The organism is Allobosea sp. GW821-FHT10B12, from assembly GCF_059415545.1.
In genome coordinates, this window is the sequence record NZ_JBWKNL010000001.1 from 521,985 (window position 1) to 546,524 (window position 24,540).

At 67.2% G+C, this 24,540-nt stretch carries 26 protein-coding genes; 14 read left to right on the forward strand and 12 right to left on the reverse strand.

Annotated elements, in window-relative coordinates; all coding sequences use genetic code 11:
- The first annotated feature begins 338 nt into the window (after positions 1 to 338).
- The 4 genes from AC07O0_RS02510 (at position 339) to AC07O0_RS02525 (ending at position 4,547) form a co-directional block, all read left to right on the forward strand.
- On the forward strand, positions 339 to 2,099 hold the full coding sequence (locus tag AC07O0_RS02510; protein ID WP_494619745.1) for a tetratricopeptide repeat protein: 1,761 nt from the start codon (positions 339 to 341) through the stop codon (positions 2,097 to 2,099).
- A gap of 178 nt (positions 2,100 to 2,277) precedes the next feature.
- A complete protein-coding gene (locus AC07O0_RS02515; RefSeq protein WP_494619747.1) occupies positions 2,278 to 3,162 on the forward strand; it encodes a 4-(cytidine 5'-diphospho)-2-C-methyl-D-erythritol kinase in 885 nt (294 codons plus the stop codon).
- A gap of 21 nt (positions 3,163 to 3,183) precedes the next feature.
- A complete protein-coding gene (locus AC07O0_RS02520) occupies positions 3,184 to 3,810 on the forward strand; it encodes a hypothetical protein (protein WP_494619749.1) in 627 nt (208 codons plus the stop codon).
- 98 nt (positions 3,811 to 3,908) lie between these two features.
- Positions 3,909 to 4,547, forward strand: a complete 639-nt coding sequence (locus AC07O0_RS02525; protein ID WP_494619751.1) for a LysE family translocator — start codon at positions 3,909 to 3,911, stop codon at positions 4,545 to 4,547.
- A 7-nt stretch (positions 4,548 to 4,554) separates the two neighbouring features.
- Here AC07O0_RS02525 and AC07O0_RS02530 read toward each other — a convergent pair whose 3' ends face one another.
- A complete protein-coding gene (locus AC07O0_RS02530; RefSeq protein ID WP_494619753.1) occupies positions 4,555 to 5,571 on the reverse strand; it encodes a polyprenyl synthetase family protein in 1,017 nt (338 codons plus the stop codon).
- Between the two features lie 102 nt (positions 5,572 to 5,673).
- Between AC07O0_RS02530 and AC07O0_RS02535 the strand changes: the two genes are divergently transcribed.
- Both AC07O0_RS02535 and AC07O0_RS02540 read left to right on the forward strand, forming a co-directional pair.
- Positions 5,674 to 5,982, forward strand: coding sequence for a putative signal transducing protein (locus tag AC07O0_RS02535; protein WP_494619755.1), 309 nt, complete (start codon positions 5,674 to 5,676; stop codon positions 5,980 to 5,982).
- The gene (locus AC07O0_RS02540) at positions 5,972 to 6,739 is read left to right on the forward strand and encodes a tRNA1(Val) (adenine(37)-N6)-methyltransferase (protein ID WP_494619757.1); all 768 of its coding nucleotides are present in this window, start codon (positions 5,972 to 5,974) and stop codon (positions 6,737 to 6,739) included. Before AC07O0_RS02535 ends, AC07O0_RS02540 begins: the two co-directional genes overlap by 11 nt.
- A gap of 10 nt (positions 6,740 to 6,749) precedes the next feature.
- On the opposite strand, the gene AC07O0_RS02545 is transcribed toward AC07O0_RS02540, so the two are convergent.
- The 3 genes from AC07O0_RS02545 to AC07O0_RS02555 all read right to left on the reverse strand — a co-directional run bounded on the left by AC07O0_RS02545 (position 6,750) and on the right by AC07O0_RS02555 (position 7,935).
- The gene (locus tag AC07O0_RS02545; protein WP_494619759.1) at positions 6,750 to 7,091 is read right to left on the reverse strand and encodes a hypothetical protein; all 342 of its coding nucleotides are present in this window, start codon (positions 7,089 to 7,091) and stop codon (positions 6,750 to 6,752) included.
- Between the two features lie 134 nt (positions 7,092 to 7,225).
- A complete protein-coding gene (locus AC07O0_RS02550) occupies positions 7,226 to 7,537 on the reverse strand; it encodes a hypothetical protein (protein WP_494619761.1) in 312 nt (103 codons plus the stop codon).
- A 122-nt stretch (positions 7,538 to 7,659) separates the two neighbouring features.
- Complete coding sequence (locus AC07O0_RS02555; protein WP_494619763.1) at positions 7,660 to 7,935, reverse strand: hypothetical protein; 276 nt, start codon at positions 7,933 to 7,935, stop codon at positions 7,660 to 7,662.
- Positions 7,936 to 8,145: 210 nt separating this feature from the next.
- On the opposite strand from AC07O0_RS02555, the gene AC07O0_RS02560 reads away from it, so the two are divergent.
- From AC07O0_RS02560 to upp, 6 genes are all read left to right on the forward strand, one after another.
- Positions 8,146 to 9,084: a glycine--tRNA ligase subunit alpha gene (locus AC07O0_RS02560; protein WP_494619765.1), complete on the forward strand. Its 939-nt coding sequence runs from the start codon at positions 8,146 to 8,148 to the stop codon at positions 9,082 to 9,084.
- The gene (glyS, locus tag AC07O0_RS02565) at positions 9,084 to 11,405 is read left to right on the forward strand and encodes a glycine--tRNA ligase subunit beta (protein ID WP_494619766.1); all 2,322 of its coding nucleotides are present in this window, start codon (positions 9,084 to 9,086) and stop codon (positions 11,403 to 11,405) included. The genes AC07O0_RS02560 and glyS overlap by 1 nt, the downstream gene beginning before the upstream one ends.
- A 320-nt stretch (positions 11,406 to 11,725) precedes the next feature.
- Positions 11,726 to 11,887, forward strand: coding sequence for a Thivi_2564 family membrane protein (locus tag AC07O0_RS02570; RefSeq protein ID WP_171019561.1), 162 nt, complete (start codon positions 11,726 to 11,728; stop codon positions 11,885 to 11,887).
- 229 nt (positions 11,888 to 12,116) lie between these two features.
- The gene (locus AC07O0_RS02575) at positions 12,117 to 13,379 is read left to right on the forward strand and encodes a GTP cyclohydrolase II (protein WP_494619769.1); all 1,263 of its coding nucleotides are present in this window, start codon (positions 12,117 to 12,119) and stop codon (positions 13,377 to 13,379) included.
- A 7-nt stretch (positions 13,380 to 13,386) separates the two neighbouring features.
- Positions 13,387 to 14,604, forward strand: a complete 1,218-nt coding sequence (locus AC07O0_RS02580) for a DUF1688 family protein (RefSeq protein WP_494619771.1) — start codon at positions 13,387 to 13,389, stop codon at positions 14,602 to 14,604.
- A 34-nt stretch (positions 14,605 to 14,638) separates the two neighbouring features.
- Positions 14,639 to 15,280, forward strand: coding sequence for a uracil phosphoribosyltransferase (gene upp / locus AC07O0_RS02585; RefSeq protein ID WP_454026354.1), 642 nt, complete (start codon positions 14,639 to 14,641; stop codon positions 15,278 to 15,280).
- Positions 15,281 to 15,359: 79 nt separating this feature from the next.
- Here the strand turns inward: upp and AC07O0_RS02590 are convergent, their stop codons facing one another.
- A complete protein-coding gene (locus AC07O0_RS02590; RefSeq protein WP_494619773.1) occupies positions 15,360 to 15,824 on the reverse strand; it encodes an Lrp/AsnC family transcriptional regulator in 465 nt (154 codons plus the stop codon).
- 140 nt (positions 15,825 to 15,964) lie between these two features.
- Here AC07O0_RS02590 and AC07O0_RS02595 point away from each other — a divergent pair, with 140 nt between their 5' ends.
- Both AC07O0_RS02595 and AC07O0_RS02600 read left to right on the forward strand, forming a co-directional pair.
- Complete coding sequence (locus tag AC07O0_RS02595) at positions 15,965 to 17,119, forward strand: trans-sulfuration enzyme family protein (RefSeq protein WP_494619775.1); 1,155 nt, start codon at positions 15,965 to 15,967, stop codon at positions 17,117 to 17,119.
- A gap of 10 nt (positions 17,120 to 17,129) precedes the next feature.
- Positions 17,130 to 18,020: a DMT family transporter gene (locus tag AC07O0_RS02600; protein WP_494619776.1), complete on the forward strand. Its 891-nt coding sequence runs from the start codon at positions 17,130 to 17,132 to the stop codon at positions 18,018 to 18,020.
- A gap of 62 nt (positions 18,021 to 18,082) precedes the next feature.
- Here AC07O0_RS02600 and AC07O0_RS02605 read toward each other — a convergent pair whose 3' ends face one another.
- The 7 genes from AC07O0_RS02605 to AC07O0_RS02635 form a co-directional block, all read right to left on the reverse strand.
- A complete protein-coding gene (locus AC07O0_RS02605; protein WP_494619778.1) occupies positions 18,083 to 18,529 on the reverse strand; it encodes a DUF1236 domain-containing protein in 447 nt (148 codons plus the stop codon).
- A gap of 104 nt (positions 18,530 to 18,633) precedes the next feature.
- Positions 18,634 to 19,179: an ureidoglycolate lyase gene (locus AC07O0_RS02610; protein WP_494619780.1), complete on the reverse strand. Its 546-nt coding sequence runs from the start codon at positions 19,177 to 19,179 to the stop codon at positions 18,634 to 18,636.
- Positions 19,180 to 19,257: 78 nt separating this feature from the next.
- Positions 19,258 to 20,229, reverse strand: coding sequence for a tripartite tricarboxylate transporter substrate-binding protein (locus AC07O0_RS02615; RefSeq protein ID WP_494619781.1), 972 nt, complete (start codon positions 20,227 to 20,229; stop codon positions 19,258 to 19,260).
- A 61-nt stretch (positions 20,230 to 20,290) separates the two neighbouring features.
- Positions 20,291 to 21,793 (reverse strand): tripartite tricarboxylate transporter permease, encoded by a 1,503-nt coding sequence (locus AC07O0_RS02620; RefSeq protein ID WP_494619782.1) that lies wholly within the window; start codon positions 21,791 to 21,793, stop codon positions 20,291 to 20,293.
- A gap of 3 nt (positions 21,794 to 21,796) precedes the next feature.
- Entirely contained in the window at positions 21,797 to 22,315 is a 519-nt protein-coding gene (locus tag AC07O0_RS02625) for a tripartite tricarboxylate transporter TctB family protein (RefSeq protein ID WP_494619784.1), read from the reverse strand.
- Positions 22,315 to 23,304, reverse strand: a complete 990-nt coding sequence (locus AC07O0_RS02630) for a LysR family transcriptional regulator (protein WP_494619785.1) — start codon at positions 23,302 to 23,304, stop codon at positions 22,315 to 22,317. The genes AC07O0_RS02625 and AC07O0_RS02630 overlap by 1 nt, the downstream gene beginning before the upstream one ends.
- Before the next feature lie 231 nt (positions 23,305 to 23,535).
- Positions 23,536 to 24,477 (reverse strand): DMT family transporter, encoded by a 942-nt coding sequence (locus AC07O0_RS02635; protein WP_494619787.1) that lies wholly within the window; start codon positions 24,475 to 24,477, stop codon positions 23,536 to 23,538.
- Positions 24,478 to 24,540 lie beyond the last annotated feature (63 nt).

The following is a 24,540-nucleotide window of genomic DNA, read 5'->3' on the forward strand; positions in this document are numbered from 1 at the left end:
CTTGGTGGCGCAGCCACCGGCAATGCCGGCGAGCGTCAGGACCGCAGCGAGCGCGAGCGAGACCTTCTTCATTTGAAGTGTCCTAAACGAATCGTCGCGAATATCCGCGACAGCGGAATTCTATGCCGATTTGCTTTGCGGAAAGCTAATGTTTCAACTGCCGCTTCAAGCGGTCGATTACGCTTTTCACGTCAGCGTGACGCCGCCGGCGTAGAGGCGATGCTGCACTTGTCGGCAGGCCCGGAAACGGCCATGTTGGCGGCCTAATCGTTCAGGTCACGGTCCCGTCCACGGACCAGTCCCCGGCGCCGGGGGCGGACCGAGGGAGAAAGTCGAACGTGACGTTTCAAATCGACGGCCGTAGCGCCGCTCTCGTGCTGGCGTTTGTTGCCGGCATGCATGTTGGCATGCCGGCGCTCGCGCAGGCGCGCCCGGTCGACAAGTTCGAGCCGGCCGAGAGTCTCGAAGGCAATTATCTGGCGGCTGTGGTCGCCGGTTCCGCCCGCGACCTCGGTGCGGCCTCGATCTATCTGCGCGAGGCGATCAAGAACGATCCGCAGAACAGCGAGTTGCTCGAGCGCGGCTTCGTCGCCTTCCTCGCCGACGGCGCGATGAACGAGACCTTCCGGGCCGCCGAGAGGCTGATCCAGCGCGATGCCACCAACGGCCTTGCCCAGCTCGCGCTCGGCGTGCGTGCGCTGAAGCAGAAGAACTATGCCGCGGCCCGCAGCCAGTTGCAGCGCGGCGGGCGTGGCCGTTCGGCCGACATCACCGCGACCCTGCTCGCCGCCTGGGCCTATTCCGGTTCCGGCGAGACCAATCGCGCGCTCGACACCCTGGAACGTCTCAAGGGCGAATCGACCTTCGACCGCTTCCGCGATTTCCACGCCGGGCTGATCCTCGACATCGCCGGCCGCCGCAACGACGCGAACCGCCGGCTCAAGGCGGCCTATGACGCCGAGAAGACCAATCTGCGCCTCGTCGATCTCTGGGCCCGCCAGCAGGCGCGCGCCGGCGACAGTGAGGCGGCCCTGGCGACGCTCAACGATTTCGAGCAGCGTGTGCGCCCGAACCATCCGGTGGTGCGCGACGCCATCGCCAAAATCGGCAGCAAGGAGCCGCTGCAGCGCATCGTCGGCAACACCCAGCAGGGCGCGGCCGAGGTGCTCTACGGCCTCGCCAGTGCCGGGATCCTGCAAGGCGACGAGGCGACCGCGCTGCTCTATCTGCGCTTTGCGGTCTATCTCGATCCCGGCCACGATCTCGCCGTGCTGACGCTGGCCGACATCCTCGAGCGCGCCAAGCAGACCGAGGACGCCGTCCAGGTCTACCGGCGCATGCCTGAGAACTCGCCGCTGCGTCCGGTCGCCGACATCCAGATCGGGCTCGGCCTCGAACAGCTCGGCAAGACCGAGGAGGCCGTCAAGCATCTCGAGGGGATCATCGTCGCGCGCCCCGACGACATCGACGCGATCTCGGCGCTCGGCAACATCTATCGCTCGCGCAAGCGCTTCGAGGAGGCGGCGACGACCTATGACAAGGCGGTCGCCAAGCTCGGCACGCCGGGCCGCTCCAACTGGGACCTCTTCTATTCGCGCGGCATCGCCTATGAGCGCATCAAGAAGTGGCCGCAGGCCGAGGCCGATCTGCGCAAGGCGCTGGAGCTGATGCCGGAGGCGCTCGGCCGCGAGCGCGCCCTCGTGCTCAACTATCTCGGCTATTCGCTGGTCGACCAGCATCTCAAGCTCGAGGAAGCGCTCGGCATGCTGCGCCGCGCCGTCGAGCTTCGGCCGCGCGACGGCTACATCATCGATTCGCTCGGCTGGGCGCATTACCGGCTGGGCCGCTATGACGAAGCGGCGACCGAGTTGGAGAAAGCGATGGAGCTGCGTCCGTCCGATCCGGTGATCAACGACCATCTCGGCGACGTCTACTGGAAGACCGGGCGCTATCTCGAGGCGCGCTATCAGTGGAACTATGCCCGCGATCTCGGGCCGGAGCCGGAGGACCTCACCCGCATCCAGCGCAAGATCGAGAAGGGTCTCGAGGACCCGGCGCCCTCGGCCAATGCGGCCGAGCCGAAGAAGGATGGCGGCTGAGGGTTCGCGTGGAACCATCACCGTCATTCCGGGGCAGGCCGAAGGCCTGAGCCCGGAACCCAGAACCGATCCGGCGGAACACGAAGAATCCGAAGCCAGCAGCCCTATCCTGAACGGGTATCGGTTCTGGGTTCCGGGCTCTTCGCTCCGCGAAGCCCCGGAATGACAACAGGGTTCCATGTCACTCCCGCTGGCGACCCGCGCCCCGGCCAAGGTCAATCTCTCCCTGCGTGTGATCGGCCGCCGGGCCGACGGCTATCATGAGCTCGACAGCCTCGTCGCCTTCGCCGGTGTCGGTGATGCGCTGAGCCTGTCGCCAGGCGAGCCGTCCGGAGTGCAGATATCCGGCCCGTTCGGCGCTGGTCTGTCGACCGGAGCGGACAATCTCGTCCTCAAGGCCGAGCGCATGCTTCGCGAGGAGATCGCTGGCCTGCGCTCCGGCTGCTTCCACCTCGTCAAGCGCCTGCCGGTCGCCTCGGGCATTGGCGGCGGCTCGGCCGATGCGGCTGCCGCCTTACGGTTGCTGGCGCGGCTCAACGATCTGCCGTTGTCGCACCCGGCATTGCTCGCCGCGGCGGGCAGGATCGGCGCCGATGTCCCGGTCTGCCTGGAGGCGCGCGCCCGGGTGATGCGCGGCATCGGCGAGCGGCTCGGCCAGCCCTTGCGCCTGCCGCGGCTGTTCGCGCTGCTGGTCAATCCCGGCATCGCGGTCGAGACAGCCCCGGTGTTCCGGGCGCTGGGGCTCCAGCCGGGGCAGGGGCATGCCGGCGGCGTCGAGGCATTCAGGGCCGGAGATCCATCGCCGGTCACCTCGGCGTCCCTGATCGCCGCCTTGGCGGCCTCCGGCAACGATCTCGAAGCGCCCGCCCGGTCCGTCGCCCCGGCGATCGGCGAGGTCTTGTCGGTGCTGTCGGCGCTACCCGGTTGCCGGCTGGCGCGCATGTCCGGCTCGGGTGCGACCTGCTTCGCTCTGTTCGACGATTGCCGCGCCAGTGCCGCGGCGGGGAAGCGTCTGGCGAAACAGCGGCGGGATTGGTGGGTGAAGCCTACGATGATAGGTTGAGTCCGCTTTTGGGAACTCGCAATGCTCTATGCCGTCGCCTTGCCGTTGATTGCCTCGATGTTCGCGGTGGGGCCGGCGTTCGCACAAGCCAAGCAGCCGGCGACGGACGTGGTTGTCAATGCGGAGCAGAAGGCCGAAGCCGAACAGTTGCGCGCCTGTCCTAGCGGTCGCTGGCGTTGGAGAGAAAATGAGTTTGCAACTCCGGTGACCCTAGCCGCGAAAGAGCTGGATGTGCCCGGAGGACGCCTGATCGGTATCGATCGCGGGGAATGGGGCGGCGAGTTGCGCTTTCGCTCGCTCGCAGGGCAGGAGAGCACTCTTTCTCACGACAACGTCGTAGGTCTGATGCCGGCCAAGGATGGCGCGATCGTCTTTTTCGGCCTCACGCACATGCGTACAAATCGTGGCTATGCGATGCGGGCACGGCAGAAGGACGGTGTCTGGTCCTTGACCTTCATCGGGAATCTGCCAGGCAGGCCTGCGGCCGTTAGCACACTCGGAGACAACGGGAGTACGCTCGGCGAGCACTTCGCCGTCGCAACCCGAGGCGATATTCACGCAAAGGCGTCTGTCGTAATCGTCAATGAGCTTTTTGCTTCAAGCGGAGCAGATTGCATCGGCGAGCCGCGGCGGCGCAGGTCGAGATAGGCGAGCCCGCCGAGCGTCTGGCGCATAGCCAGCCGGATTGGTGGGCGAAGCCGACTGTGCTGAGATAGACGTCATGACTTAACGCCGGAGGGCGCATCATGACGCTGGCCTCTTTCCTCGCCTATGTCGGTGTCGCGGCACTGGTGATCTGCACGCCGGGGCCGGACACGGCTCTGACCATCCGCAACACCTTGTTCGGCGGCCGTGCCGGCGGCGTGCTGACCGCGCTCGGCGTCGCGACCGGCCTCTCGATCTGGGCGCTGGCGACCAGTCTCGGCCTGGTCGCGCTGCTGGTGGCGAGCGAGCCGGTCTTCCGCGCGATCCAGTATGCCGGCGCGGTCTATCTGATCTATCTCGGCATCATGGCGCTGCGGGAGGCTTTCCGCCGTCAGGGACAGGCAGTGTCCGCGACCGCCGAGTTGCCGCCGCTGCGCCGGCTCGCGCCTGCGACCGCCTATCGGCAAGGGCTGATCAGCAATCTCGGCAATCCCAAGATCGCGGTGTTCTTCGCAAGCCTCTTGCCGCAATTCGCGGCTGGCAGCGGCAGCTTCAGCACGCTCTTCCTGCTCGGGCTGGTCTTCGCCGCGATGACGCTGCTCTGGCTTTCCGCCTATGCGCTCGTGGTCGCCAAGGCCGGCGACGTGCTGCGGCGCTCGCAGGTGAGGCGCGTCATCGAGGCGGTGACGGGCGGGCTCCTGCTGGCGCTGGGCTTGAGGATCGCGGCCGAGCAGCGCTGACGGGCGCTCAGTGCGCCCGCGCCACGCAGAAGTCGACGGCGTCGTTGAGCGCCTGCTTCATCGGCGATGACGGGTAGAGGCCGAGCGCATCCTTCGCCATCTTGGCGTAATGGCGGGCGCGCTCGATCGTGTCGGCGAGCGCACCATGGCTGCGCATCAGCGCCTGTGCCTGATCGAGATCGCCGTCGCGGACCTCGCCTTCCTGCAGGGTGCGGCGCCAGAAGGCACGCTCTTCCTCGTTGCCACGGCGGAAGGAGAGCACCACTGGCAGCGTGATCTTGCCCTCGCGGAAGTCGTCGCCGACATTCTTGCCGAGCTGGCCCGAGGAGCCGCCATAGTCGAGCGCATCATCGACGAGCTGGAAGGCGATTCCGAGATTGAGCCCATAGCTGCGGCATGCGGCCGCCTCGCCCTTCGACGAGCTGGCGATCACCGGCCCGACCTCGCAGGCGGCGGCGAAGAGCTCAGCCGTCTTGCCGCGGATCACGGCGAGGTACTCGTCCTCGGTCGTCTCAGTGTTCTTGGCGGCGGCGAGCTGCATCACCTCGCCCTCGGCGATGACGGCCGCGGCGGTCGAGAGGATGTCGAGCGCGCGCAGCGAGCCGACCTCGACCATCATCTTGAAGGCCTGGCCGAGCAGGAAATCGCCGACCAGCACGCTCGCCTCGTTGCCCCAGAGCATGCGGGCGGCGGCCTTGCCGCGGCGCATGTCGCTCTCGTCGACGACATCGTCATGCAGAAGCGTCGCCGTGTGCATGAACTCGACGCTGGCCGCGAGCTTGACATGGCCCTCGCCGCGATAGCCGCAGAGCGCCGCCGTCGCCAGCGTCAACATCGGCCGCAGCCGCTTGCCGCCCGACGAGATCAGGTGGTTCGCGACCTCCGGGATCATCGTGACCTCGGAACCGGTGCGCGACAGGATCATCGCGTTGACGCGTTCCATGTCGGCGCGCGTCAATCCGACCAGTGCCTCGATGCCAGCCTGGCCGGTGTCCTTGTCTTCGAAAGCTACGACGACGCCCACGCGCAAACTCCGGCCGTTTATCGCGCAAACGCGCATGCTATGCCCTTGCCACAAAGCTCGCATGCGGCGCCAGCCCCGGCAATCCTTTCGCGGCGCAACAGATTGACGCTGCGCCGCCATACTGGACCGGGCGATGCGATCTTTCCTGTTGCGTCGGGTTGGCTCCGCAGGCTCCATGATGGCATGCACGAACTGGTACGCTCCAATGACCTCGTCTTGCTTGGCGCCATCGAGGCGCTGCTGACGTCAGCCAATCTCGACTGCCTGATCGCCGACCAGCACATCAGCGCGCTCGAAGGCATGATCGGTGCCTTTCCGCGCCGCCTCCTGGTGCGCGAGCAGGACAGCAGGCGCGCTCGCGCTTTGTTGATCGAGGCTGGCTACGGCGATGAACTGCGCCATGAGCGCTGAAGCAGCAGGCCTTGGCGAGATCGGCGAGGACCGGCTGCTCGGCGGGCGCCTGCGCCTGCTCCAACCGGTGAAGGGCCACCGCGCCGGCTCCGATGCCGTTCTGCTCGCGGCGGCGATTCCCGAGCTCGGCGAGGGGCCTCTCGCCGATTTCGGCGCCGGCGTCGGCACGGTCGGGCTCGCCGTCGCCTTGCGGCAGCCTGTGCTCGACGTGGTTCTGGTCGAGCGCGACCCGGAGCTCGCGGCGCTCGCGGCCCGCAATGCCGGGCTCAACGATCTGGCCGGGCGGGTGCGTGCCGCGGCCGGGACCATCGGCGAGAAAAGCGGGGGGCTGGCCGAGTGCGGCCTGGCGCCGGCCTCCATGGCCTGGGTCGCGATGAACCCGCCCTTCTTCGAAGCGGGCGAGGTGCGCGCCTCGCCGGTCGCCAATCGGCGCGTGGCCCATGTCGCCGGACAGTCTCTCGGCGATTGGCTGAAGGCTGCCCGTCACGTGCTGAAGCCGGGCGGCGGCATCAGCATCATCCATCGTGCCGAGGCGCTGGGCGCAATTCTCTCAGGATTGGAGACCGGGTTCGGCGCAGTCGAGATTCGCCCGGTTCACAGTCAGGCGGACCGGGCGGCGATCCGGGTGATCGTCTCGGGCCGCCTCGGCAGCAAAAAGCCGGCAGCTGTGCTGCCGGCTCTGATTCTCAACAGTGCGGACGGGCGCTTCACCGCCTTCAGCGAGGCGCTCCACCGCGGCGAGGCCTTGCTCGCCTAGGCCAGGCGCCTCAGCGGCAGATGCGGCGCTCGCGCACCACCCAGCCCCAGCCATCCCAATAGCGCACGGGACGGACATAGCAGCGCGGGCCGTAGTAGCCGCCGCCATAGCCGTAATAGGGGCGGCCGTAATAGCCGCGGCCACCCCAGCCGGGTCGGCCATAGTAGCCGCCGCCCCAGCCGGGATTGCCGTAGCGCGGCGCGTAGGGGTGGCGGCTGCCGCTGCCGGGATAGCCATAGCCGCCGCTCAGCGCCTGTGCATCGGCCGGGGTTGCGGTGACCGCACCCATGCCGAGGCCTGCCACGCCGAGCGCAGCGGCCGCCGAAAGTCCAAGAACGAGTTTGCGAAGCATGATTACCTCCTTCGCTGATGCCCCCGGCCAATGCCGGGGCAATCGGGTGTCATCGTGGCGGCCAGCTTCTGGTCGCGGGGCTGAACGGGGCGTGGCCGCACCGTTCAGCCTCTCTTCATGAGCTCAGGTGGCCGTCAGCGGCAGACGCGTGTCGAACGGACCACCCAGCGCCGGCCGTTCCAGACGCGCTGGTCGACGATGCGGCAGCGTTGTCCGTAATGCGGGCGGCCATAGCCCGGTCGCGGGCGGCCATAATATCCGCCGTTGCCCCAGCCGGGATTGCTGTAGCGCGGTGCCGACGGATGCCGGCTGCCGCCGCCGGGATAGCCATAGCCGCCGCTCAAGGCCTGGGCCTCGGCCGGAGCCGCCGTGATGGCGCTCATGCCGAGCGAGGCGACGCCGAGGGCCGCGGCGGCCGAGAGGCCGAGGAAAAGCTTGCGAAGCATGTCGTATCCTTCTTCATGAACCGCGCTGGCCTGTGCCGTGGCGATCGGGCGTCATTATGGCCGCCGGTTAGCCTCGGGGCCTGACGGAGCGTGCCGCCAGGCCCTTCGAGGGGCTATTGCGGTCAGCGGCAGACGCGAACCGGACGGATCACCCAGCGCCAGCCGTTCCAGACACGCCGGTCGACGAAGTAGCAGCGCGGACGGTAGACCGGGCGACCGTAATAGCGGCGCGGGCCGTAATAGGGCCGGCCGTAATATTGGGCCTGCTCGATCTGGCCGGTGGTGGCCGGGACGCTGCCTGCCGCGATCGGCGCGGCATTGGCCGGGGCGACGGCGAGGCCGGTGAAAAGAAGGGCGCCGGCACCCAACAGGGCGGCGGCGATACGGTTCGACAGCATTTTGAACTCCTGCTTGTCGCGTCGGCCCGGCTCAAGCGCTCGCCCCGAGCGCCGCGGACCGTTCGATGGGGCGACAATAGCCGCCTCTCTATGAACGCGATCCTTGCCGAAGGGTTCATGCCTCATTCATGGCCAAGCGCTTGACCATGAGCGCCGCCAGCCCCTAATCACGCCGCACGTTTTTCGACAGTTTTTAAAAGGCTGATGCCCTTGGCCGCGTCCTCCGACCCGCTGAACCCGACCCGCTCCTTTCAGGGACTGCTGCTGACCTTGCAGCGCTTCTGGGCCGAGCGCGGCTGCGTCATCCTCCAGCCCTACGACATGGAGGTCGGCGCCGGCACCTTCCACCCGGCGACGACGCTGCGCGCTCTGGGCCCGAAGCCCTGGAAGGCGGCCTATGTCCAGCCCTCGCGTCGGCCCAAGGACGGCCGCTATGGCGAGAACCCCAATCGGCTGCAGCACTACTACCAGTTCCAGGTCATCCTGAAGCCGTCGCCGGCAGATCTGCAGCAGCTCTATCTCGACTCGCTCAAGGCGATCGGCGTCGATCTCGCTTTGCACGATGTCCGCTTCGTCGAGGACGATTGGGAGAGCCCGACGCTCGGCGCCTGGGGCCTCGGCTGGGAATGCTGGTGCGACGGCATGGAGGTCAGCCAATTCACTTATTTCCAGCAGGTCGCCGGCGTCGAATGCGCACCCGTGGCAGGCGAGCTCACCTACGGGCTCGAGCGCCTCGCCATGTATGTCCAGGGCGTCGAGAACGTCTACGACCTCAACTTCAACGGCCTCGAAGGCGAGGACCGCATCTCCTATGGCGACGTCTTCCTGCAGGCCGAGCAGGAGTTCTCGCGGCATAACTTCGAGCACGCCAATACCGAGACCTTGTTCCGGCACTTCAGCGATGCCGAGGCCGAGTGCAAGGCGCTGCTCGCCGCCGGCGAGGCCGATGCCGCCAGCAACGATCCCAGCCACAAGCTTGCCTTGCCGGCCTATGACCAGTGCATCAAGGCGAGCCATGTCTTCAACCTGCTCGATGCGCGCGGCGTGATCTCGGTCACCGAGCGCCAGAGCTACATCCTGCGGGTGCGTGAGCTCGCCAAGGCCTGCGGCGCCGCCTGGCTGAAGACCGCCGGCGGGGGAGCGAACTGATGCCCGATCTCCTGCTCGAACTCTTCTCCGAGGAAATCCCCGCCCGCATGCAGCGCAAGGCGGCGGAGGATCTGAAGAAGCTCGTCACCGATGCGCTGGTCGAGCGCGGCCTGACCTATGAGGGCGCCAAGGCCTTCGCGACGCCGCGCCGGCTGGCGCTGACCATCGCCGGCCTGCCGGTGCGCGGCCGCGATGTCCGCGAGGAGCGCAAGGGCCCGCGCGTCGGCGCGCCCGATGCCGCCGTGCAGGGCTTCCTCAAGGCGGCGGGTCTCACCTCGCTCGACCAGGCGACGATCGTCAGCGATCCCAAGAAGGGCGACTCCTACGTCGCCGTGATCGAGAAGCCCGGCCAGGAGACGGTCGCAGCGATCGCCGAGATCGTGCCGGCGGTCATTCGCGCCTTCCCCTGGCCGAAATCGATGCGCTGGGGCAAGGCTTCGGCCGAGAGCGGCTCGCTGCGCTGGGTCCGTCCGCTGCACTCGATCCTCTGCACCTTCGGCGCCGAGACCGAGGACCCGGAGGTCGTGCCCTTCGAGGTCGACGGCATCAAGTCGGGCAACGTCACCTATGGCCATCGCTTCCATGCGCCCGGCCCGATCACGGTCAAGCGCTTCGACGATTACGTCCCGAGCCTGGAGCGGGCCAAGGTCGTGCTCGACGCCGACCGCCGCAAGGAGATCATCGCAGCCGACGCCAAGAATCTCGCCTTCGCCGCGGGGCTGGAACTGGTCGAGGACGAGGGTTTGCTGGAGGAGGTCGCCGGCCTGGTCGAATGGCCGGTCGTGTTGATGGGCGATTTCGAGGAGCGCTTCCTCGACATCCCCGGCGAGGCGATCCGCGCCACCATCCGCGCCAACCAGAAATGCTTCGTGCTGCGCGATCCCGCGACGGGCGAACTCGCCAACCGCTTCATCCCGGTCTCGAACCTGATGGCGAGCGATGGTGGCCTGGCGATCACCGCCGGTAATGGCCGCGTGGTGCGTGCCCGCCTCTCCGACGCCGCCTATTTCTGGCAGACCGATCGCGGCCCGCTGCCCGACCTCGATACGTTTGAGGAAAGTGCCGAGAAGCTCGGGCTCGACCTCGCCAAGCCGCTCGACCAGCGCATGGCCAAGCTCGACAGGCTCGGGGTCGTCTTCCACGCCAAGCTCGGCACGCAAGGCGAGCGCGTCCAGCGCATCGCCGCGCTGGCGAAGGAGCTGGCGCCGATCGTCGGCGCCGATCCGGCGCTGGCCGAGCGCGGCGCCAGGCTCGCCAAGGCCGACCTGCCGACCGAGATGGTCGGCGAATTCCCCGAACTGCAGGGGCTGATGGGCCGCAAATACGCGGAGCTGCAGGGCGAGAACGCCTCGGTCGCCGCCGCGATCGAAGAGCACTACAAGCCGCTCGGCCCCTCTGACCGCGTCCCGACCGATCCGGTCTCGGTGGCGGTAGCGCTCGCCGACAAGCTCGACACGCTGGTCGGCTTCTGGGCGATCGACGAGAAGCCGACGGGGAGCAAGGATCCCTATGCGCTGCGCCGCGCGGCGCTGGGCGTGATCCGGCTGGTGGTCGAGAATGGGGTGAAATGCCGGCTAGGGCGCATTCTCCGATTGCACTCGCTGGCGCTGTTAATCCTGCTCAAGGGGGAGGAGTTCCGTCGTGCCGGTGCCGAGGCTCTTTCGCCGTTGGCCGCGGTGCTGACGCCGCAGGAAGCGAAAGAGCTTTCATATCGACTCGTTGATGCCGATCGCAGCGCGACAAATGAGGCTCTTTTTGCGGCTACAGACTCTATTGTGGCCGAACTTCTCTCCTTCTTCCACGACCGCCTGAAGGTGATGCTGCGCGACCAGGGCGCGCGGCATGATCTGGTCGATGCGGTGCTGGGCGAGGGCGCGTCGGCCAATGACGATCTCCTGCTCATCACCCGCCGCGTCGCCGCGCTCGGCCGCTTCCTCGACACCGAGGACGGCAGGAACCTGCTCGCCGGCTATCGCCGCGCTGCCAATATCCTGAAAGCCGAGGAGAAGAAGGACGGCGAGGGCGCTTTCGCCGGCAAGGCCGATCTCCAGCTCATCGCCGATGCCGGTTTGATCGAGGAGAAGGCGCTCGCGGTCGCGCTCGCCCAGGCGACGCCGAAGGCGGAAGCTGCCATCGCTGCCGAGGACTATGAGGGCGCCATGGCGGCGCTCGCCGAGCTCAGGCCGGCGGTCGACGCCTTCTTCGACAAGGTGACGGTCAACGATCCCGATCCGGCCTTGCGCGCCAACCGCCTCAAGCTGCTGAACCAGCTGCGCGAGGCGACCCGCGCCGTGGCGGATTTCTCGCGAATCGCGGGCTGACATCCGCGGGGAACCCTCTCCTGTAAGGAGAGGGCAGGGTGAGGTGTAGGCCCCTGGACCAATGCCGCGAGCGCTCATCGTGCGGTCGGGTTCAGGCTAGCGTTCCCGCTCCGAACACCTCACCCCTACCCCTCTCCTTCCAGGAGAGGGGATCCCGCGCCTTTCGCCGTAGCAGGCACCGCTCACCCCTCTAGCCAGCTACCCTTCCGGAACCTTTCCCCATCGCTCCACGTTCTCTTGCCCGAGATCGCTCTCTGCGAATGCGTCGCAGCTAGCGCCTCGGGGGGCCGGCTTTCGGCCGCGATAAGAGGATTTGAGCTATGAGCCTTCTGATTTCGCTGTTGATCACCATCTTGGTGATCGCTCTCGTGCTTTATCTGGTGCGGATGCTGCCGGTGGACGGCAACATCAAGAACATCATCCAGATCATCGTCATTCTCATCGGTATTCTCTCGCTGCTGCGCTATCTCGCGGTCTTCTAGCCAAAGGGGCCGCCGTCATGCCCGCCCCGTGGCGGGCGTCCATGCGAACATCGCCCGTGACTGGCGAGCACGTGGATGGTCGGGACAAGGCCCGGCCATGGCGGTGGTGACGCTTTCAACCGGCAATTGACGAAAATCCCGCGCTGATCCAGACTCTCATTGGTCCAGAGGGCCCCGGACGTGACCCGTCCCGGGGCCCTTTCCCGTTCGAGATCGAGCGATCATCGCGATGACTTCGCAGAACCGCACCAGCCATATCCGCCTGACCTCGCATCCCGAGCCCGGCAGCGCCGCCGCCCGCTTCCCGATCCAATGGGGCGCAGCGACGCCTGAGGAGCGAGGGCCGGTCATCGCCTCGACGACGAACCCGGCCGACCGCAATGTCATCGGCGCCCATGGCGGCTCCTATTCGGTCTATCGCGCCCTCGCCATTTCGGCCCGGGCGATGAACCCGGCGCAGCGCCCGGACCTGACCAACACCCACCCGACTTCCGACATCCTGCCGCAGCCGCAATGGTTCGATCCGGGCCGGATCGTCTCGCTCGATCCGTTCGGCCATCGCGTCGCGCAGGATTTCGGCAAGTGGATCGGCGAGGGCATCGACATTCGCCCGACCATCGCGGTCACCAAGGCGCGCCTCAACCTGCCCGAGATCCTCGCCGCCATGGCCGGTCATCGGTTGGCGGCCGATGGCGCCATCCTGCACGGCTCGGGCGACATCAGCGTCACCAAGATCGCGGTCGACCCGGTCTGGCACCTGCCGGGGATCGCTGACCGCTTCGGCACGACCGAGAACGAGCTGCGCCGCACTTTGTTCGAGCAGACTGGCGGCATGTATCCGGAGCTGGTGACGCGGCCCGACCTCAAGGTCTTCCTGCCGCCGATCGGCTCGATCACCGCCTACGTCATCGGCGAGGTCTCGGCGATTTGCGATCCCAGGAAGACGCTCGCCTGCCGCGTCCATGACGAGTGCAACGGCTCGGACGTGTTCGGCTCCGACATCTGCACCTGCCGGCCCTATCTCGTGCATGGCATCGAGGAGGCCGTGAAGGAGGCGCAGAATGGCGGCGTCGGCCTGATCGTCTACAACCGCAAGGAGGGCAGGGCGCTCGGCGAGGTCACCAAATTCCTCGTCTACAACGCCCGCAAGCGCCAGGAGGGCGGCGATTCCGCCGCGACCTATTTCGAGCGCACCGAATGCGTCGCCGGCGTGCAGGACGCCCGCTTCCAGCAATTGATGCCGGATGTGCTGCACTGGCTGGGGGTGAAGAAGATCGACCGGCTGATGTCGATGTCGAACATGAAATACGATGCAATGGTCGAAAGCGGCATCGAGATCGGCGAGCGCGTCGCGATCCCACCCGAACTGGTCCCGCCGGATGCGTCGGTAGAGATCGAGGCCAAGAAGGCGGCAGGCTATTACTCGCCGGACGGCACGCCCGGCGACAACGCGCTGAAGGCCACCGTCGGCCGCGACCTCGAGAAGTTCTGACGCGCTTATGCCTGACTCCAATCCCGAAGCCGTCCGCCTGCTGCTCAAGCCGGCAGCCGTCCGCGAGCGTGCGCATGAGATGCTGCGGCTCGGCCTCGAGGGCCGGCTCGCCCATTTCAGCGTCCATCCCGAGCGGCTGCCGGCCTGTGCGGCCTATGTGCTGGAGACGATCCGCCAGAATTATCCGGCGCTCGACATTCCCTTCCATGCCCGCTGGCGCCATTTCGTCATCGCCGGCATGGATCGCTGGAAGGTGCTGGACGCTGGTGCCCAGTTCGCCGATGCCCGGGCGAGGGGCCGCGCCGCCTATGATCTCGCCGTCGTCAGCGTCCTGCTCGATGCCGGCGCCGGCGCCGACTGGCGCTACCGCGACACGGTCACCGGCCAGAGCATCGGTCGCTCGGAAGGGTTGGCACTGGCCTCGCTCGACATGTTCGCCGCCGGAGCTTTTTCCAGCAATCCGGCCGAGCCGCTGCGGGTCGATGTCGCTGCGCTCGAACATCTCGACGCTGAGGCATTGGCGGCAGGCTTCCAGGTCTCCGATACCAATCCGCTCATTGCTGTCGAAGGCCGCGCCGCGCTGCTCAACCGCCTCGGCGAGGAGCTGGAGAAGCATGGGCTGACCCGGCCGGGCGACCTGTTCGACCGTTTGGTCGAGGCGGCCGAGGGTCGTTCGATCCGCGCCGGCTATATCCTCTCGCAGGTGCTGGAGGTGCTGGGTGGCATCTGGCCATCGCGCCTGAGCTATGCCGGGATCGCCCTCGGCGACAGCTGGAAGCACCCGCTGATCGCAGCGGGCGAGGTGACGGCGGGCATCGTGCCCTTCCACAAGCTCTCGCAATGGCTGAGCTATTCGCTGATCGAGCCGTTGCAATGGGCCGGCATCCAGGTGGTCGGCATCGACGACCTCACCGGCCTGCCGGAATATCGCAATGGCGGGCTCCTGCTCGATCTCGGCGTGCTCGAGCTGAAAGACCCCGATGATGCCCTGCGTGGCCACGAGGTCGGCTCGCAGCTCGTCGTGGAGTGGCGGGCGCTGACGGTTGCGCTGCTCGACAGGATCGGCGAACTGGTCCGGGCCGAGCTCGGAATGACGGCGGAGCAGTTGCCGCTCGCCAAGGTGCTGGAGGGTGGCACCTGGGCTGCTGGCCGCCGCATCGCCCGCGAGAAGCGCGGGGGCGGCGGCCCGCCCTTGACCATCGTCAGCGACGGCACGGTATTCTAGGCAAAGACAAGAAGACGAAGGGGATCAGGGCTACATGACCACGAGCGTGAACGGCGTCACCGTCGTCGACCATCCGCTGGTGCAGCACAAGCTGACGCTGATGCGCGAGAAGGACCGCTCGACCAAGAGCTTCCGCCAGCTCCTCAACGAGATCGGCATGCTGCTCTGCTACGAGGTCACGCGCGACCTGCCGACCGAGATGATCGAGATCGAGACGCCGCTGCAGAAGTCGATGCAGCCGGTGATCTCCGGCAAGAAGCTGGTCTTCGCGCCGATCCTGCGCGCCGGCGTCGGCTTCCTCGACGGCATGCTCGAGCTCGTGCCCGCCGCCCGTGTCGCCCATATCGGCCTGTATCGCGATCCGCAGACGCTGCAGGCGGTCGAATACTACTTCAAGGCGCCCTCCGACATCGCCGACCGCATGATCGTGGTGATGGACCCGATGCTGGCGACGGCGAACTCGGCGGTGGCGGCGGTCGATCGGCTGAAGGAGCGCGGCGCCAAGGATCTGCGCTTCGTCTGCCTGCTGGCGGCGCCGGAAGGCATCGCCCGCATGCGCGATTCCCATCCGGACGTCCGGATCTGGACCGCGGCGATCGATGAGCGCCTCAACGATCACGGCTATATCGTGCCGGGCCTCGGCGACGCCGGCGACCGGATGTTCGGCACGCGCTAGGTCGCAGGAAAGGGCCCTGGTGGGTTGCCAGCGTGCGTCCGAAAGGACGCGCGGCGATCCGGGGCTCCTTGCAGATTTGCTATCGTTTCGACGTCGGACCGACCACTTCACGCATCGCGATATAGGTGTGGTACTCCGACACGTTCGGATCGTCGTGGAAGACTTCGCGTGCAAAGGCGGCGTAGGCTGCCATGCTCTCGACCTGCAGATGCAGAACGAAATCGGCTCCTCCCGTCACATAGGAGGCCTGTTTGACCTCCGGACGGGCCTGAAGCTTCTGAGAGAAATCCCCGAAGGTCCGCGAGCCTCGATCGATTGAGACGAGCACGTGCACCGTGACGGGCACGCCGAGGATTTCGGGGCTGACGATCGACACATCGGCGGTGATGATCCGTTCGGCGCGCAGACGGCGCAGCCGCCGTAGCACTGCGCTCTGAGACAGCCCGACCCGCTCCGCCAGGATGCGCGCGGGCGTCTGGTTGTCGACCTGCACTTCCCTCAGCAGCGCATGATCGAAACTGTCGAGCTCGACTGTTTTCATCATGCATGCCTCGAATTGCGCCTGAATTCGTCACCTCATAGCGAAATTGCGCGAAACTCGCCACGCGTTTTCGATGAGGATGATTGCGAGCCGCAATGCGAGGACCGGGATGGGCTGGGTCTGGCGGGCATCGGAAAGCGATCATGCGCCCGAACAATTGGACCAAACGCTCACTCGCCGCGCAGGCGCTGGGCAAGATCGATCCGCTGACCAAGGCGGTTGTGCCGCCGATCCATGTCTCGACCACCTATATCCGCGACGAGGACAACGCCTATTCCTCGGGCTTCATCTATGGCCGGCCCGACAATGAGACGGTGCATGAAGCGCAAGCCGTGCTCGCCATGCTCGAGGAGGCCAGGGCCGGCGCCCTGCTGTTCGGCTCCGGCATGGCCGCGGCGACCGCGGTGTTCCAGGCGCTCTCGCCCGGCGACCACGTCGTCGCCTCCAAGGTGATGTACTGGGCCCTGCGCGCCTGGCTTTTGACCGAGGCGACGCGCTGGGGCCTGAAGATCGACTTCGTCGAGACCGACGACCTCGCCAGGCTCAAGGACGCGGTGAAGCCCGGCGTCACCAAGCTGGTCTGGGCCGAGACGCCGTCCAATCCGCTCTGGACCATCACCGACATCGCTGCGGTCGCTGAGATCGCCCACGCCGCCGGCGCGAAGCTCGCGGTCGATTCGACCTGCGCCTCGCCGGTGCACACAAGGCCGCTGACGCTCGGCGCCGACATCGTCATGCATGCCGCGACCAAGGTGCTGAACGGCCATTCCGACGTCGTCGCCGGCGCGCTCTGCGCCCGCGAGGACGACGCGTTCTGGGCTCGGATCAAGACCGTGCGCAAGGGCCAGGGCGGCATCCTCGGCCCGTTCGAGGCCTATCTCCTGATGCGCGGCATGCGCACGCTCCATCTCCGGCAGGAGCGCCAGTCGGCCTCGGCCATGGCGCTGGCGCAAAAGCTCTCAGCCCATCCGCTGGTCTCGCGCGTGCTCTATCCCGGCCTGCCGCAGCATCCTGGCCACGACATCGCCGCCCGCCAGATGGACGGCGGCTTCGGCTTCATGCTCTCGGTCCAGGTGATCGGCGGCGAGGCGGCGGCGGTTGCCACAGCGGCTCATGTCGAGCTCTACAAGCGCGCCACCTCGCTCGGCGGGGTCGAGAGCCTGATCGAGCACCGCGCCTCGATCGAGGGCGCCGGCTCGCCTTGCCCGCCCGACCTGCTGCGCCTCTCGACCGGCATCGAGGATGTCGACGACCTCTACGCCGATCTCGACCAGGCCCTCAAGGCCGGGCATCGCTGAGCGGCGGGCCGTGAGCAGCCCGGCAGTGGCACCCGAGGTCGCCGATCAGCAGTTCGGCCACCTCCTTCTTCTGGTCACGGCGGTTGGCTGGGGGCTGAACTGGTCCGTCCTCAAATTCGTTCTCCAGGATTGGCCGCCCCTTTTCGCGCGGGGCGTAGCCGGGCTGCTCGGCGCCATGGGCCTGGTCGCGATAGCCTTGCTCCGGGGCGAACGCTTCTCCGTGCCGCGCGAGGCCTGGCCGCGCCTCGCCCTCGCCGCCGGGATCAACGTCTTTGCCTGGATGGGTTTCACGGCGCTGTCGCTGAACTGGCTCAAGGTCTCGGAAGGGGCGCTGATCGCCTATTCCATGCCGATCTGGGCGATGCTGATCGCCTGGCCTTGGCTCGGCGAGCGGCCCGACCGCCGCAGCCTGCTGGCACTGGCGCTGGGCATCACGGGCGTCTGCGTGCTGATGGGTGGTCCGGATCTCGCCGCCGACAAGGTGCCGGGCATCCTGTTCGCGCTCGCGGCCGCGATCCTGTTCGCCCTCGGCACGGTCACGGCCCGCAGGCCCATCCCGATGCCTTTTGCCGTGTCGACGGCATGGCAGGTCGCTCTCGGCTGCCTGCCCATGGCGGTGCTCGGCCTGTTGCTGGAGCAGCCGGATGTCCTCGCGCTGTCGAGTCAGGGGCTCTGCGGCCTGGCCTATATGGCAATTGGCCCGATGGCCCTGTGCTATCTGACCTGGTTCGCCGCACTCAGGCGTCTGCCCGCTTCCGTCGCCGCGACCGGCATGCTGATCGTTCCGATCGTCGGAACATTGTCGGCCGTCCCGCTGCTGGGAGACGCCGTGGGGATGCGGCAGCTCATTGCATTCGCCCTGACGCTGAGCGGTGTCGGACTGGCGCTCCGGCGCTCATGAGGGCGAGAAAAAGGCCCGCCCCGTTGCCGGGGCGGGCCTGCTCCGATCGAGCGACTTGCGCGTCACTCGATGATCTGGACCACGCGGCGGGTCTGCGGCTCGACCAGCACGGCCCGGTTGTTCACCACCGTGTAGCGATAGCCGCTGGCGCGCTCGCCGAACTCGGCCGGCACCTCCCGATAGACCACGCCCTGCTGCGGCAGCACGGTGCCGACGGCGACAGGCTCGGCATAAGCGTAGGAGGGGACGCGCTGCTCGACGACATACTGGCGGAAGCGCGGGGTGTTGTCGCCGATCACAGCTCCGGTGAAGCCACCGACCACTGCGCCGCCGACGCCGCCGACGACTGCGCCGACCGGGCCACCCACTACGGCGCCGCCAACGGCACCCGCGGTCGCACCGCCGACGATGCCACTGGCCGCGCCACCCTGGGCGCCTTCGGGATTCTGAGCGAACGCAGCGGCCGGAACCACGGCGAGGGCGGTAACGAGAGCAAGCTTCTTGAACATGTCCGTTCTCCTTCCAGAGGGGAAACCTCGGCAGAAGGAACGGATACCTGCCGGTCAGGGTTCCGTAAGGGCGGTCACGAGCTGTGAACGGTTGTGAACGGCTGCTACAAAACTGTCTTTTCAATCAAGCTGTTGACATCGATCACGAGCTCGATCCCAGCGCTGCGAAAATCGTGGACCTGCGTGCGCTCGGGCGCCCGCCCGGGGTTGTCGAACAGCTCGTTCACCGTCGCCTCCTCCGACAGGAAGAGGAAGTCGGCATGGCTTCCGCGCTCGGGATAGGCGTCGATCGCGTGCCAGGTGCCGCGGTGGAACAGCACGCCTTGGCCGTCGAGCCGGAAAGCCCGCAGAGCCTCGGGCGCCGGCGGCAGCTCCGACGGCTCGGCGACCACGATGATGGCGGGCGGGCCGCCGAGCGGCTGGCGTGCCTCGGTGACGTGGAGATGGCGCTCGATCAGGGCGACGACGAACGGACGAGCATGGTAGCGCACGATCTGCAGCCGCGGCCGGCTTTCGGCGGCAAAGGGCTGGATCCAGATGTCGTAACCCTCGCGGCCGGTGTCGCGTGCTCCCGAGGGAGACAGGACGCGGCCATAGGGAGCAAATGCCTCGACGGTGAGCGGGGAGAGGGGCAGGGCGATGCGATGCATGCCGCATCGTAGAGCGAGCTGCGCAAAAGAAAACGGCGGGCACGAGGCCCGCCGTCCATAGGTGCATGCGATTGGCGCTTACTGCTTCGGCGCAGCGGCGAGCACCGGCGAAAGCTTGTCCGCGTCACGCTTGATCAGGGCAGCGAAGCCGGCCGGGGTGCGCTCTTCCTTGGTCGGCAGCACGGTGCCGAGGTCGAGCAGGCGCTTCTTGACGGTCTCGTCGTTCAGCGCCTTGTCGAGCGCATCGACCAGCTTGTCGACGGCCTCCTTCGGCAGGCCCTTCGGCGCGGCGATGCCGTTCCAGGCCTCGATCTGGTATTCGGGCAGCCCGGCTTCCTTGGTGGTGGGCACATCCGGCAAAGCGGGCGAACGCTCCGCCGAGGCGACCGCATAAGCCTTGATCGTGCCGGCCTTGATCTGCTCGGCGACGCTGACGATCTGGTCGCACATGAAGTCGACCTGTCCGGAGACGAGGTCGTTCAGCGCCGGGCCGGTGCCGCGATAGGCGACCGAGTTCAGCTTCGGCACCCCGAGCTGACCCTTCAGCAGGGTGCAGGTCGTCCACGACACCGAGCCGACGCCGGCATGGGCCTCGTTCACCTTGTCGGCGTTCGCCTTCACATAGGTGACGAACTCCTTGAGGTCCTTCGGCGCGAAGGCCTTCTTGGCGACGATCAGGATCGGCGTGCCGCCGGCGAGGCCGATCGTCGTCATGCCGTTGATCGGGTCGTATTTCAGGCCGGGATAGGTGGCCGGCGCCGCCGAGAAGGTGCCCAGATGCCCCATCGCGATGGTGTAGCCGTCCGGCGCAGCCGAGACCGCGCGCGCGATGCCGGTGGTGCCGCCGGCGCCGGCGACGTTCTCGACCACGATCTGCTGGCCGAGCGTCTTCGACATGTTCTCGCTGACGATGCGGGCGATGATGTCGGTCGGGCCGCCGGCAGCGAAGGGCACGATCATGGTGATCGGCCGCTCCGGATATTTGGACTGGGCCTGAGCCGGCAGCGCGAGCGCGACCGCCGCGGCGAGACCGAGGACAAGCTTCTTCATCGGTAATCCTCCCTGACGCAATAATCTGAAGATGGGGAAACGGGGTCGAGTGACAACCCCGTCATTCGGTGAAGACCTCTTCGCGTTTCTTCGACATCGACGGTAGCAGCGCGATGACGAGGATCGCGACGGCGACCAGCAGCAGGCCGGCCGAGATCGGCCGCTCGATGAAGGTCATGAACGAGCCGCGCGAAATGATCAGCGCCTGACGCAGCTTCTCCTCCATCAGCTTGCCGAGCACGAAGCCGAGCAGCATCGGAGCCGGCTCGAAGCCGAGCTTGATCAGCAGGTAGCCGAACAGGCCGAACAGCGCGGTGAAGGCGACGTCGACGGGCTGGTTGTTCACCGAGTAGATGCCGATCGAGCAGAAGATCAGGATCGCCGGGAACATCAGGCGGTAGGGCACCTGCAGCAGCTTCACCCAGACGCCGACCAGCGGCAGGTTGATGATCAGCAGCATCAGGTTGCCGATCCACATCGAGGCGATCATGCCCCAGAACAAATCGGGGTTCTTGGTCATGACCTGCGGACCGGGGATGATGCCGTGGATGGTCATCGCGCCGACCATCAGCGCCATCACCGCATTCGGCGGGATGCCGAGGGTGAGCAGCGGGATGAAGGCTGTCTGCGCGCCGGCGTTGTTGGCGGCCTCGGGGCCGGCAACGCCCTCGATCGCGCCCTTGCCGAAGCGCGAGGGATCCTTGGCGATCTTCTTCTCGATCGTATAGCTGGCGAACGGGCCGAGCACCGCGCCGTTGCCGGGCAGGATGCCGAGAATGGCGCCGACTGTGGTGCCGCGCAGCACAGGTGCGATCGACTGCTTGATGTCGTCCCAATTCGGCAGAAGCCGGCCGATCTTGGTGCGCACGACGTCGCGTGTCTCCGGGTTCTCCAGATTGCGCAGCACCTCGGCGAAGCCGAACACGCCCATCGCCAGCACGGCGAAGTCGATGCCGTCCGAGAGTGGCGGGAAGCCGAAGGTCATGCGCTCCTGGCCGGTCTCGAGGTCGGTGCCGACGGTCGAGAGCAGCAGGCCCAGCATGATCATGCAGAAGGCCTTGAGGATCGAGCCGCGCGCCAGCACGACGGCGAAGCACAGGCCCATCACCATCAGCGAGAAGTATTCGGCCGGGCCGAACAACAAGGCGAGCCGGGTCAGCGGCGCGCCGAGCGCGGCGATGACCATGGTCGCGATCGTGCCGGCGAAGAAGGAGCCGAGCGCTGCCGTGCCGAGCGCGACGCCGGCGCGGCCCTGCTTGGCCATCTGGTGGCCGTCGAGCGTGGTCACGACCGAGGTCGCCTCGCCGGGGATGTTGACCAGGATCGCCGTGGTCGAGCCGCCATACTGCGCGCCGTAATAGATGCCGGCGAGCATGATCAGCGCGCCGACCGGATCGAGCCCGAAGGTGATCGGCAGCAGCATGGCGATGGTGGCGATCGGGCCGACGCCGGGCAGCACGCCGATCAGCGTTCCCACCAGACAGCCGGTGAAGCAGAGCGCGATGTTCTTCAGCGTCAGCGCGACGCCGAAGCCCAGCGAGAGATGGGCGAACATTTCACTCATGGATCAGATTCCCAGCAGCCAGGGCGCCAGCGGGATCGGCAGACCCAGCGCGTATTTGAACAGGAGGGCGCAGCCGATTGTCATGGCGGTGGCGAAGATCAGGAGTTCCTTGAGCTTCACATCCTCGGCGGCGAGGCCGGAGATGATCACGACGAGCGGGCCGGAGACCAGCATGCCGAGCTGCGGCACCTTGAGCGGGCCGACCTCGAAGCCGCGGATCGTCAGGCCGAAGACCACCGCCGCGCCGAGCACGAAGAACACCCCGCGCCAGGACCAGCCGGAGAGTTTCTCGCCATTGTAGCGCAGCGAGTTGAAGGCGAGCAGAGCGCCGAGCCCGGCGCAGATCACCGCAAAGCTCTTCGGCAGCATCCCCGGGCCGATCTGGCGCAATGTCCCGGTCGGCAGGTCGCGGGACAGGAACAGCGCCAGCCCGGCCAGCGCGATCATGAATAGGCCGGCGGCTAGGTCCTGTGTCGAGCGGATGCGCCAACCTCGCGCAGCCTCGATCTTGTTCAGACTCATCAATGTCCTCCGGCTCGGATGGTTGCTGTGCGCGCGGCAGATTTCCTGCCGCGCCCGGTTACGCTGAACGGCAGGACGTTGCCATCGTCGATCAGGGTCACGCTCTCGCGCAGGATGGCGAGGAAGTCATCACGGGCCGCGAGCTTCTGGTGCGGCCGCCAGGCGACGCCGACGAGGGCGCCGGGCGGCGGCGGATCGAGCAGCGCGCCGCGCAGGCGCCGCATGGTGACGCCGGGAAAGCTCAGTCGCGAGACCCAGTCCGGCGCCAGCGCCATGCCGAGCCCGGCTGCGACCGCCGACATCATCGCCGGTTTCTCGGTCGCCTCGATGGTGACGTTGGGGACCGCGCCGACGCTCTCGAAATAGGCCATGACGAGGTCGTAGGCGAAGGGGCGGATGCGCTTCGAGGGCACCACGAAAGGCTCGCCGACGAGGTCCTGCATGGTCAGGTGCTCGCGCGCCGCGAGCGGGTGGCTCTCGCTCAGCACCACGATTGGCCGCTCGACACGCAGGATCTCGAAGGCGCAGTCGGTCGGCTTGCGCGGCGGGCGCAGCAGAGCAAGGTCGAGCTTGCCGGCCTCCAGCATCTGCACCAGCGGCGCGGTCATCGCCTCGACGAACTTGATCTCGATGCCGGGATGGCGGGAGCGGAACGTGACGAGCGCCTCCGGCACGAAACTCGACGAGGCCGCGTCGATCGCGCCGACCCGCAGCACCTTGCTGGAGGCCAGCGACGCTTCGCGCACCGAGCGGGAGGCGCGCTCCATCCTGACCAGAATGGCCTTTGCCTCTTCGAGCATGATCAAGCCGGCGCGGGTGAGCGCGACCTGCCTTGTGGTACGGGTCAGGAGGCTGACGCCGAGCTCGTCCTCGAGCGCGCTGATCTGGCGTGAAAGGGCCGGTGGTGCGAGGCCGAGCCGCTCGGCCGCCCGGCCGAAGTGCAGCTCTTCCGCCACCGCGATGAAACATCGCAGTTGCCGCAAATCCATGGTTGTCGCGCTCCCCTCTGGCGTATCGCTTTTTGTGATATCTGCCAGCTGTTTCAGTTATGCCCTTTAGCGCCTATCGCCAGTTTTGCGACCCTAGAGCAATTCATAATTTTTTGGCAACAAAGCTCGCAAACATGACGGCGGCGTCCACAGAGGGAACGCCGCCGCCGCATTGGGCGATGCCGCAATGAATTGATCTTTCAGGGTTTGTGCGCGCCCGTCCGCGCCCGGTCAAGCCGTCGGGGCGTCCGCGCGCTTGGCGCTCCACAGCCCGGCGACGCGGCCATCGATCAGGGCAAGCCCGACGAAGATCGCCGCCATCCCGGCGAAATGGCGCGGCAGCAGTTCTTCGCCCAGCAGGCCGGAGCCGAGCAGGATGGCGCTGACCGGGATCAGGAAGGTCACGAGCATGACATTGCTCGGACCCGCGGTGCGCATGATCCGGAAGAAGATGATGTAGGCGAGCGCGGTCGAGATCAGCGCCAGGCCGATCGCCGCCAGGATCGCCTGCTGCGAGGGCATCGGCAGCGTCCAGGGCGGGTGCAGGACGAAGACGATCGGGATGATCATCACCGTCGAGGCGCTGAGCTGGCCGGTCGCGGCGACGAGCGGCGGCAGGCCGCGGAAGCGGCGTCCGAACAAGCCGGAGAAGGCATAGGACACTGCGGCGAGGACGCAGGCGAGCTGCGCCGCCAGATTGGAGCCGAGACCGCCGAGCGCATCAGGGCCCATCAGGATGCCGACGCCGACGAGACCGGCCAGCACACCGCCGAGCTTCAGACCGGTCGCCTTCTCATTGTCGAAGCAATGCATCACCAGAACGGCGAAGATCGGCGTCGTCGCATTCAGGATCGAGGCGAGGCCGCTGGCGATCTGCTGCTGGCCCCAGAGAAACAGGCTGAACGGGATCAGGTTGTTGAGGATGCCCATCCCGAAGAAGGCGAGCCAGATGCTGCGCCCGACCGCCATGGACTGTCCGGTGATCCGCACCACAAGGAGAAGCGAGAGCGCCGCCAGCCCGACGCGCACCTGCACCACCGCGAAGGGCGGCCACTCCGCCACGGTGAGCTTGTTGAAGAAGAACGACCCGCCCCACAGGACCGACAGGACGACGAGCAGGAGCCACTCGGTCGGGCCCATGCGCAGCGAGGCGGCGGAGGTCGGCTGTGTCATGGCGCAATCTGTCCTCGCAGGGCGGGTCATCCTGCGTCAGTAGGCAGCCGGGACGTTCCCGGC

Excerpts from the sequence above, each read along its gene's own strand:
- AC07O0_RS02570 (WP_171019561.1), top strand. The coding sequence starts at position 11,726 with ATGAGCCTTCTGATTTCGCTGTTGATCACCATCTTGGTGATCGCTCTC.
- AC07O0_RS02615 (WP_494619781.1), bottom strand. The coding sequence starts at position 20,229 with ATGAAGAAGCTTGTCCTCGGTCTCGCCGCGGCGGTCGCGCTCGCGCTG.
- AC07O0_RS02550 (WP_494619761.1), bottom strand. The coding sequence starts at position 7,537 with ATGCTTCGCAAGCTTTTCCTCGGCCTCTCGGCCGCCGCGGCCCTCGGC.
- AC07O0_RS02545 (WP_494619759.1), bottom strand. The coding sequence starts at position 7,091 with ATGCTTCGCAAACTCGTTCTTGGACTTTCGGCGGCCGCTGCGCTCGGC.
- AC07O0_RS02515 (WP_494619747.1), top strand. The coding sequence starts at position 2,278 with ATGTCACTCCCGCTGGCGACCCGCGCCCCGGCCAAGGTCAATCTCTCC.
- upp (WP_454026354.1), top strand. The coding sequence starts at position 14,639 with ATGACCACGAGCGTGAACGGCGTCACCGTCGTCGACCATCCGCTGGTG.
- AC07O0_RS02630 (WP_494619785.1), bottom strand. The coding sequence starts at position 23,304 with ATGGATTTGCGGCAACTGCGATGTTTCATCGCGGTGGCGGAAGAGCTG.
- glyS (WP_494619766.1), top strand. The coding sequence starts at position 9,084 with ATGCCCGATCTCCTGCTCGAACTCTTCTCCGAGGAAATCCCCGCCCGC.
- AC07O0_RS02590 (WP_494619773.1), bottom strand. The coding sequence starts at position 15,824 with ATGATGAAAACAGTCGAGCTCGACAGTTTCGATCATGCGCTGCTGAGG.
- AC07O0_RS02540 (WP_494619757.1), top strand. The coding sequence starts at position 5,972 with ATGAGCGCTGAAGCAGCAGGCCTTGGCGAGATCGGCGAGGACCGGCTG.
- AC07O0_RS02525 (WP_494619751.1), top strand. The coding sequence starts at position 3,909 with ATGACGCTGGCCTCTTTCCTCGCCTATGTCGGTGTCGCGGCACTGGTG.
- AC07O0_RS02610 (WP_494619780.1), bottom strand. The coding sequence starts at position 19,179 with ATGCATCGCATCGCCCTGCCCCTCTCCCCGCTCACCGTCGAGGCATTT.
- AC07O0_RS02635 (WP_494619787.1), bottom strand. The coding sequence starts at position 24,477 with ATGACACAGCCGACCTCCGCCGCCTCGCTGCGCATGGGCCCGACCGAG.
- AC07O0_RS02595 (WP_494619775.1), top strand. The coding sequence starts at position 15,965 with ATGCGCCCGAACAATTGGACCAAACGCTCACTCGCCGCGCAGGCGCTG.
- AC07O0_RS02605 (WP_494619778.1), bottom strand. The coding sequence starts at position 18,529 with ATGTTCAAGAAGCTTGCTCTCGTTACCGCCCTCGCCGTGGTTCCGGCC.
- AC07O0_RS02555 (WP_494619763.1), bottom strand. The coding sequence starts at position 7,935 with ATGCTGTCGAACCGTATCGCCGCCGCCCTGTTGGGTGCCGGCGCCCTT.
- AC07O0_RS02520 (WP_494619749.1), top strand. The coding sequence starts at position 3,184 with ATGCTCTATGCCGTCGCCTTGCCGTTGATTGCCTCGATGTTCGCGGTG.
- AC07O0_RS02580 (WP_494619771.1), top strand. The coding sequence starts at position 13,387 with ATGCCTGACTCCAATCCCGAAGCCGTCCGCCTGCTGCTCAAGCCGGCA.
- AC07O0_RS02625 (WP_494619784.1), bottom strand. The coding sequence starts at position 22,315 with ATGAGTCTGAACAAGATCGAGGCTGCGCGAGGTTGGCGCATCCGCTCG.
- AC07O0_RS02620 (WP_494619782.1), bottom strand. The coding sequence starts at position 21,793 with ATGAGTGAAATGTTCGCCCATCTCTCGCTGGGCTTCGGCGTCGCGCTG.
- AC07O0_RS02575 (WP_494619769.1), top strand. The coding sequence starts at position 12,117 with ATGACTTCGCAGAACCGCACCAGCCATATCCGCCTGACCTCGCATCCC.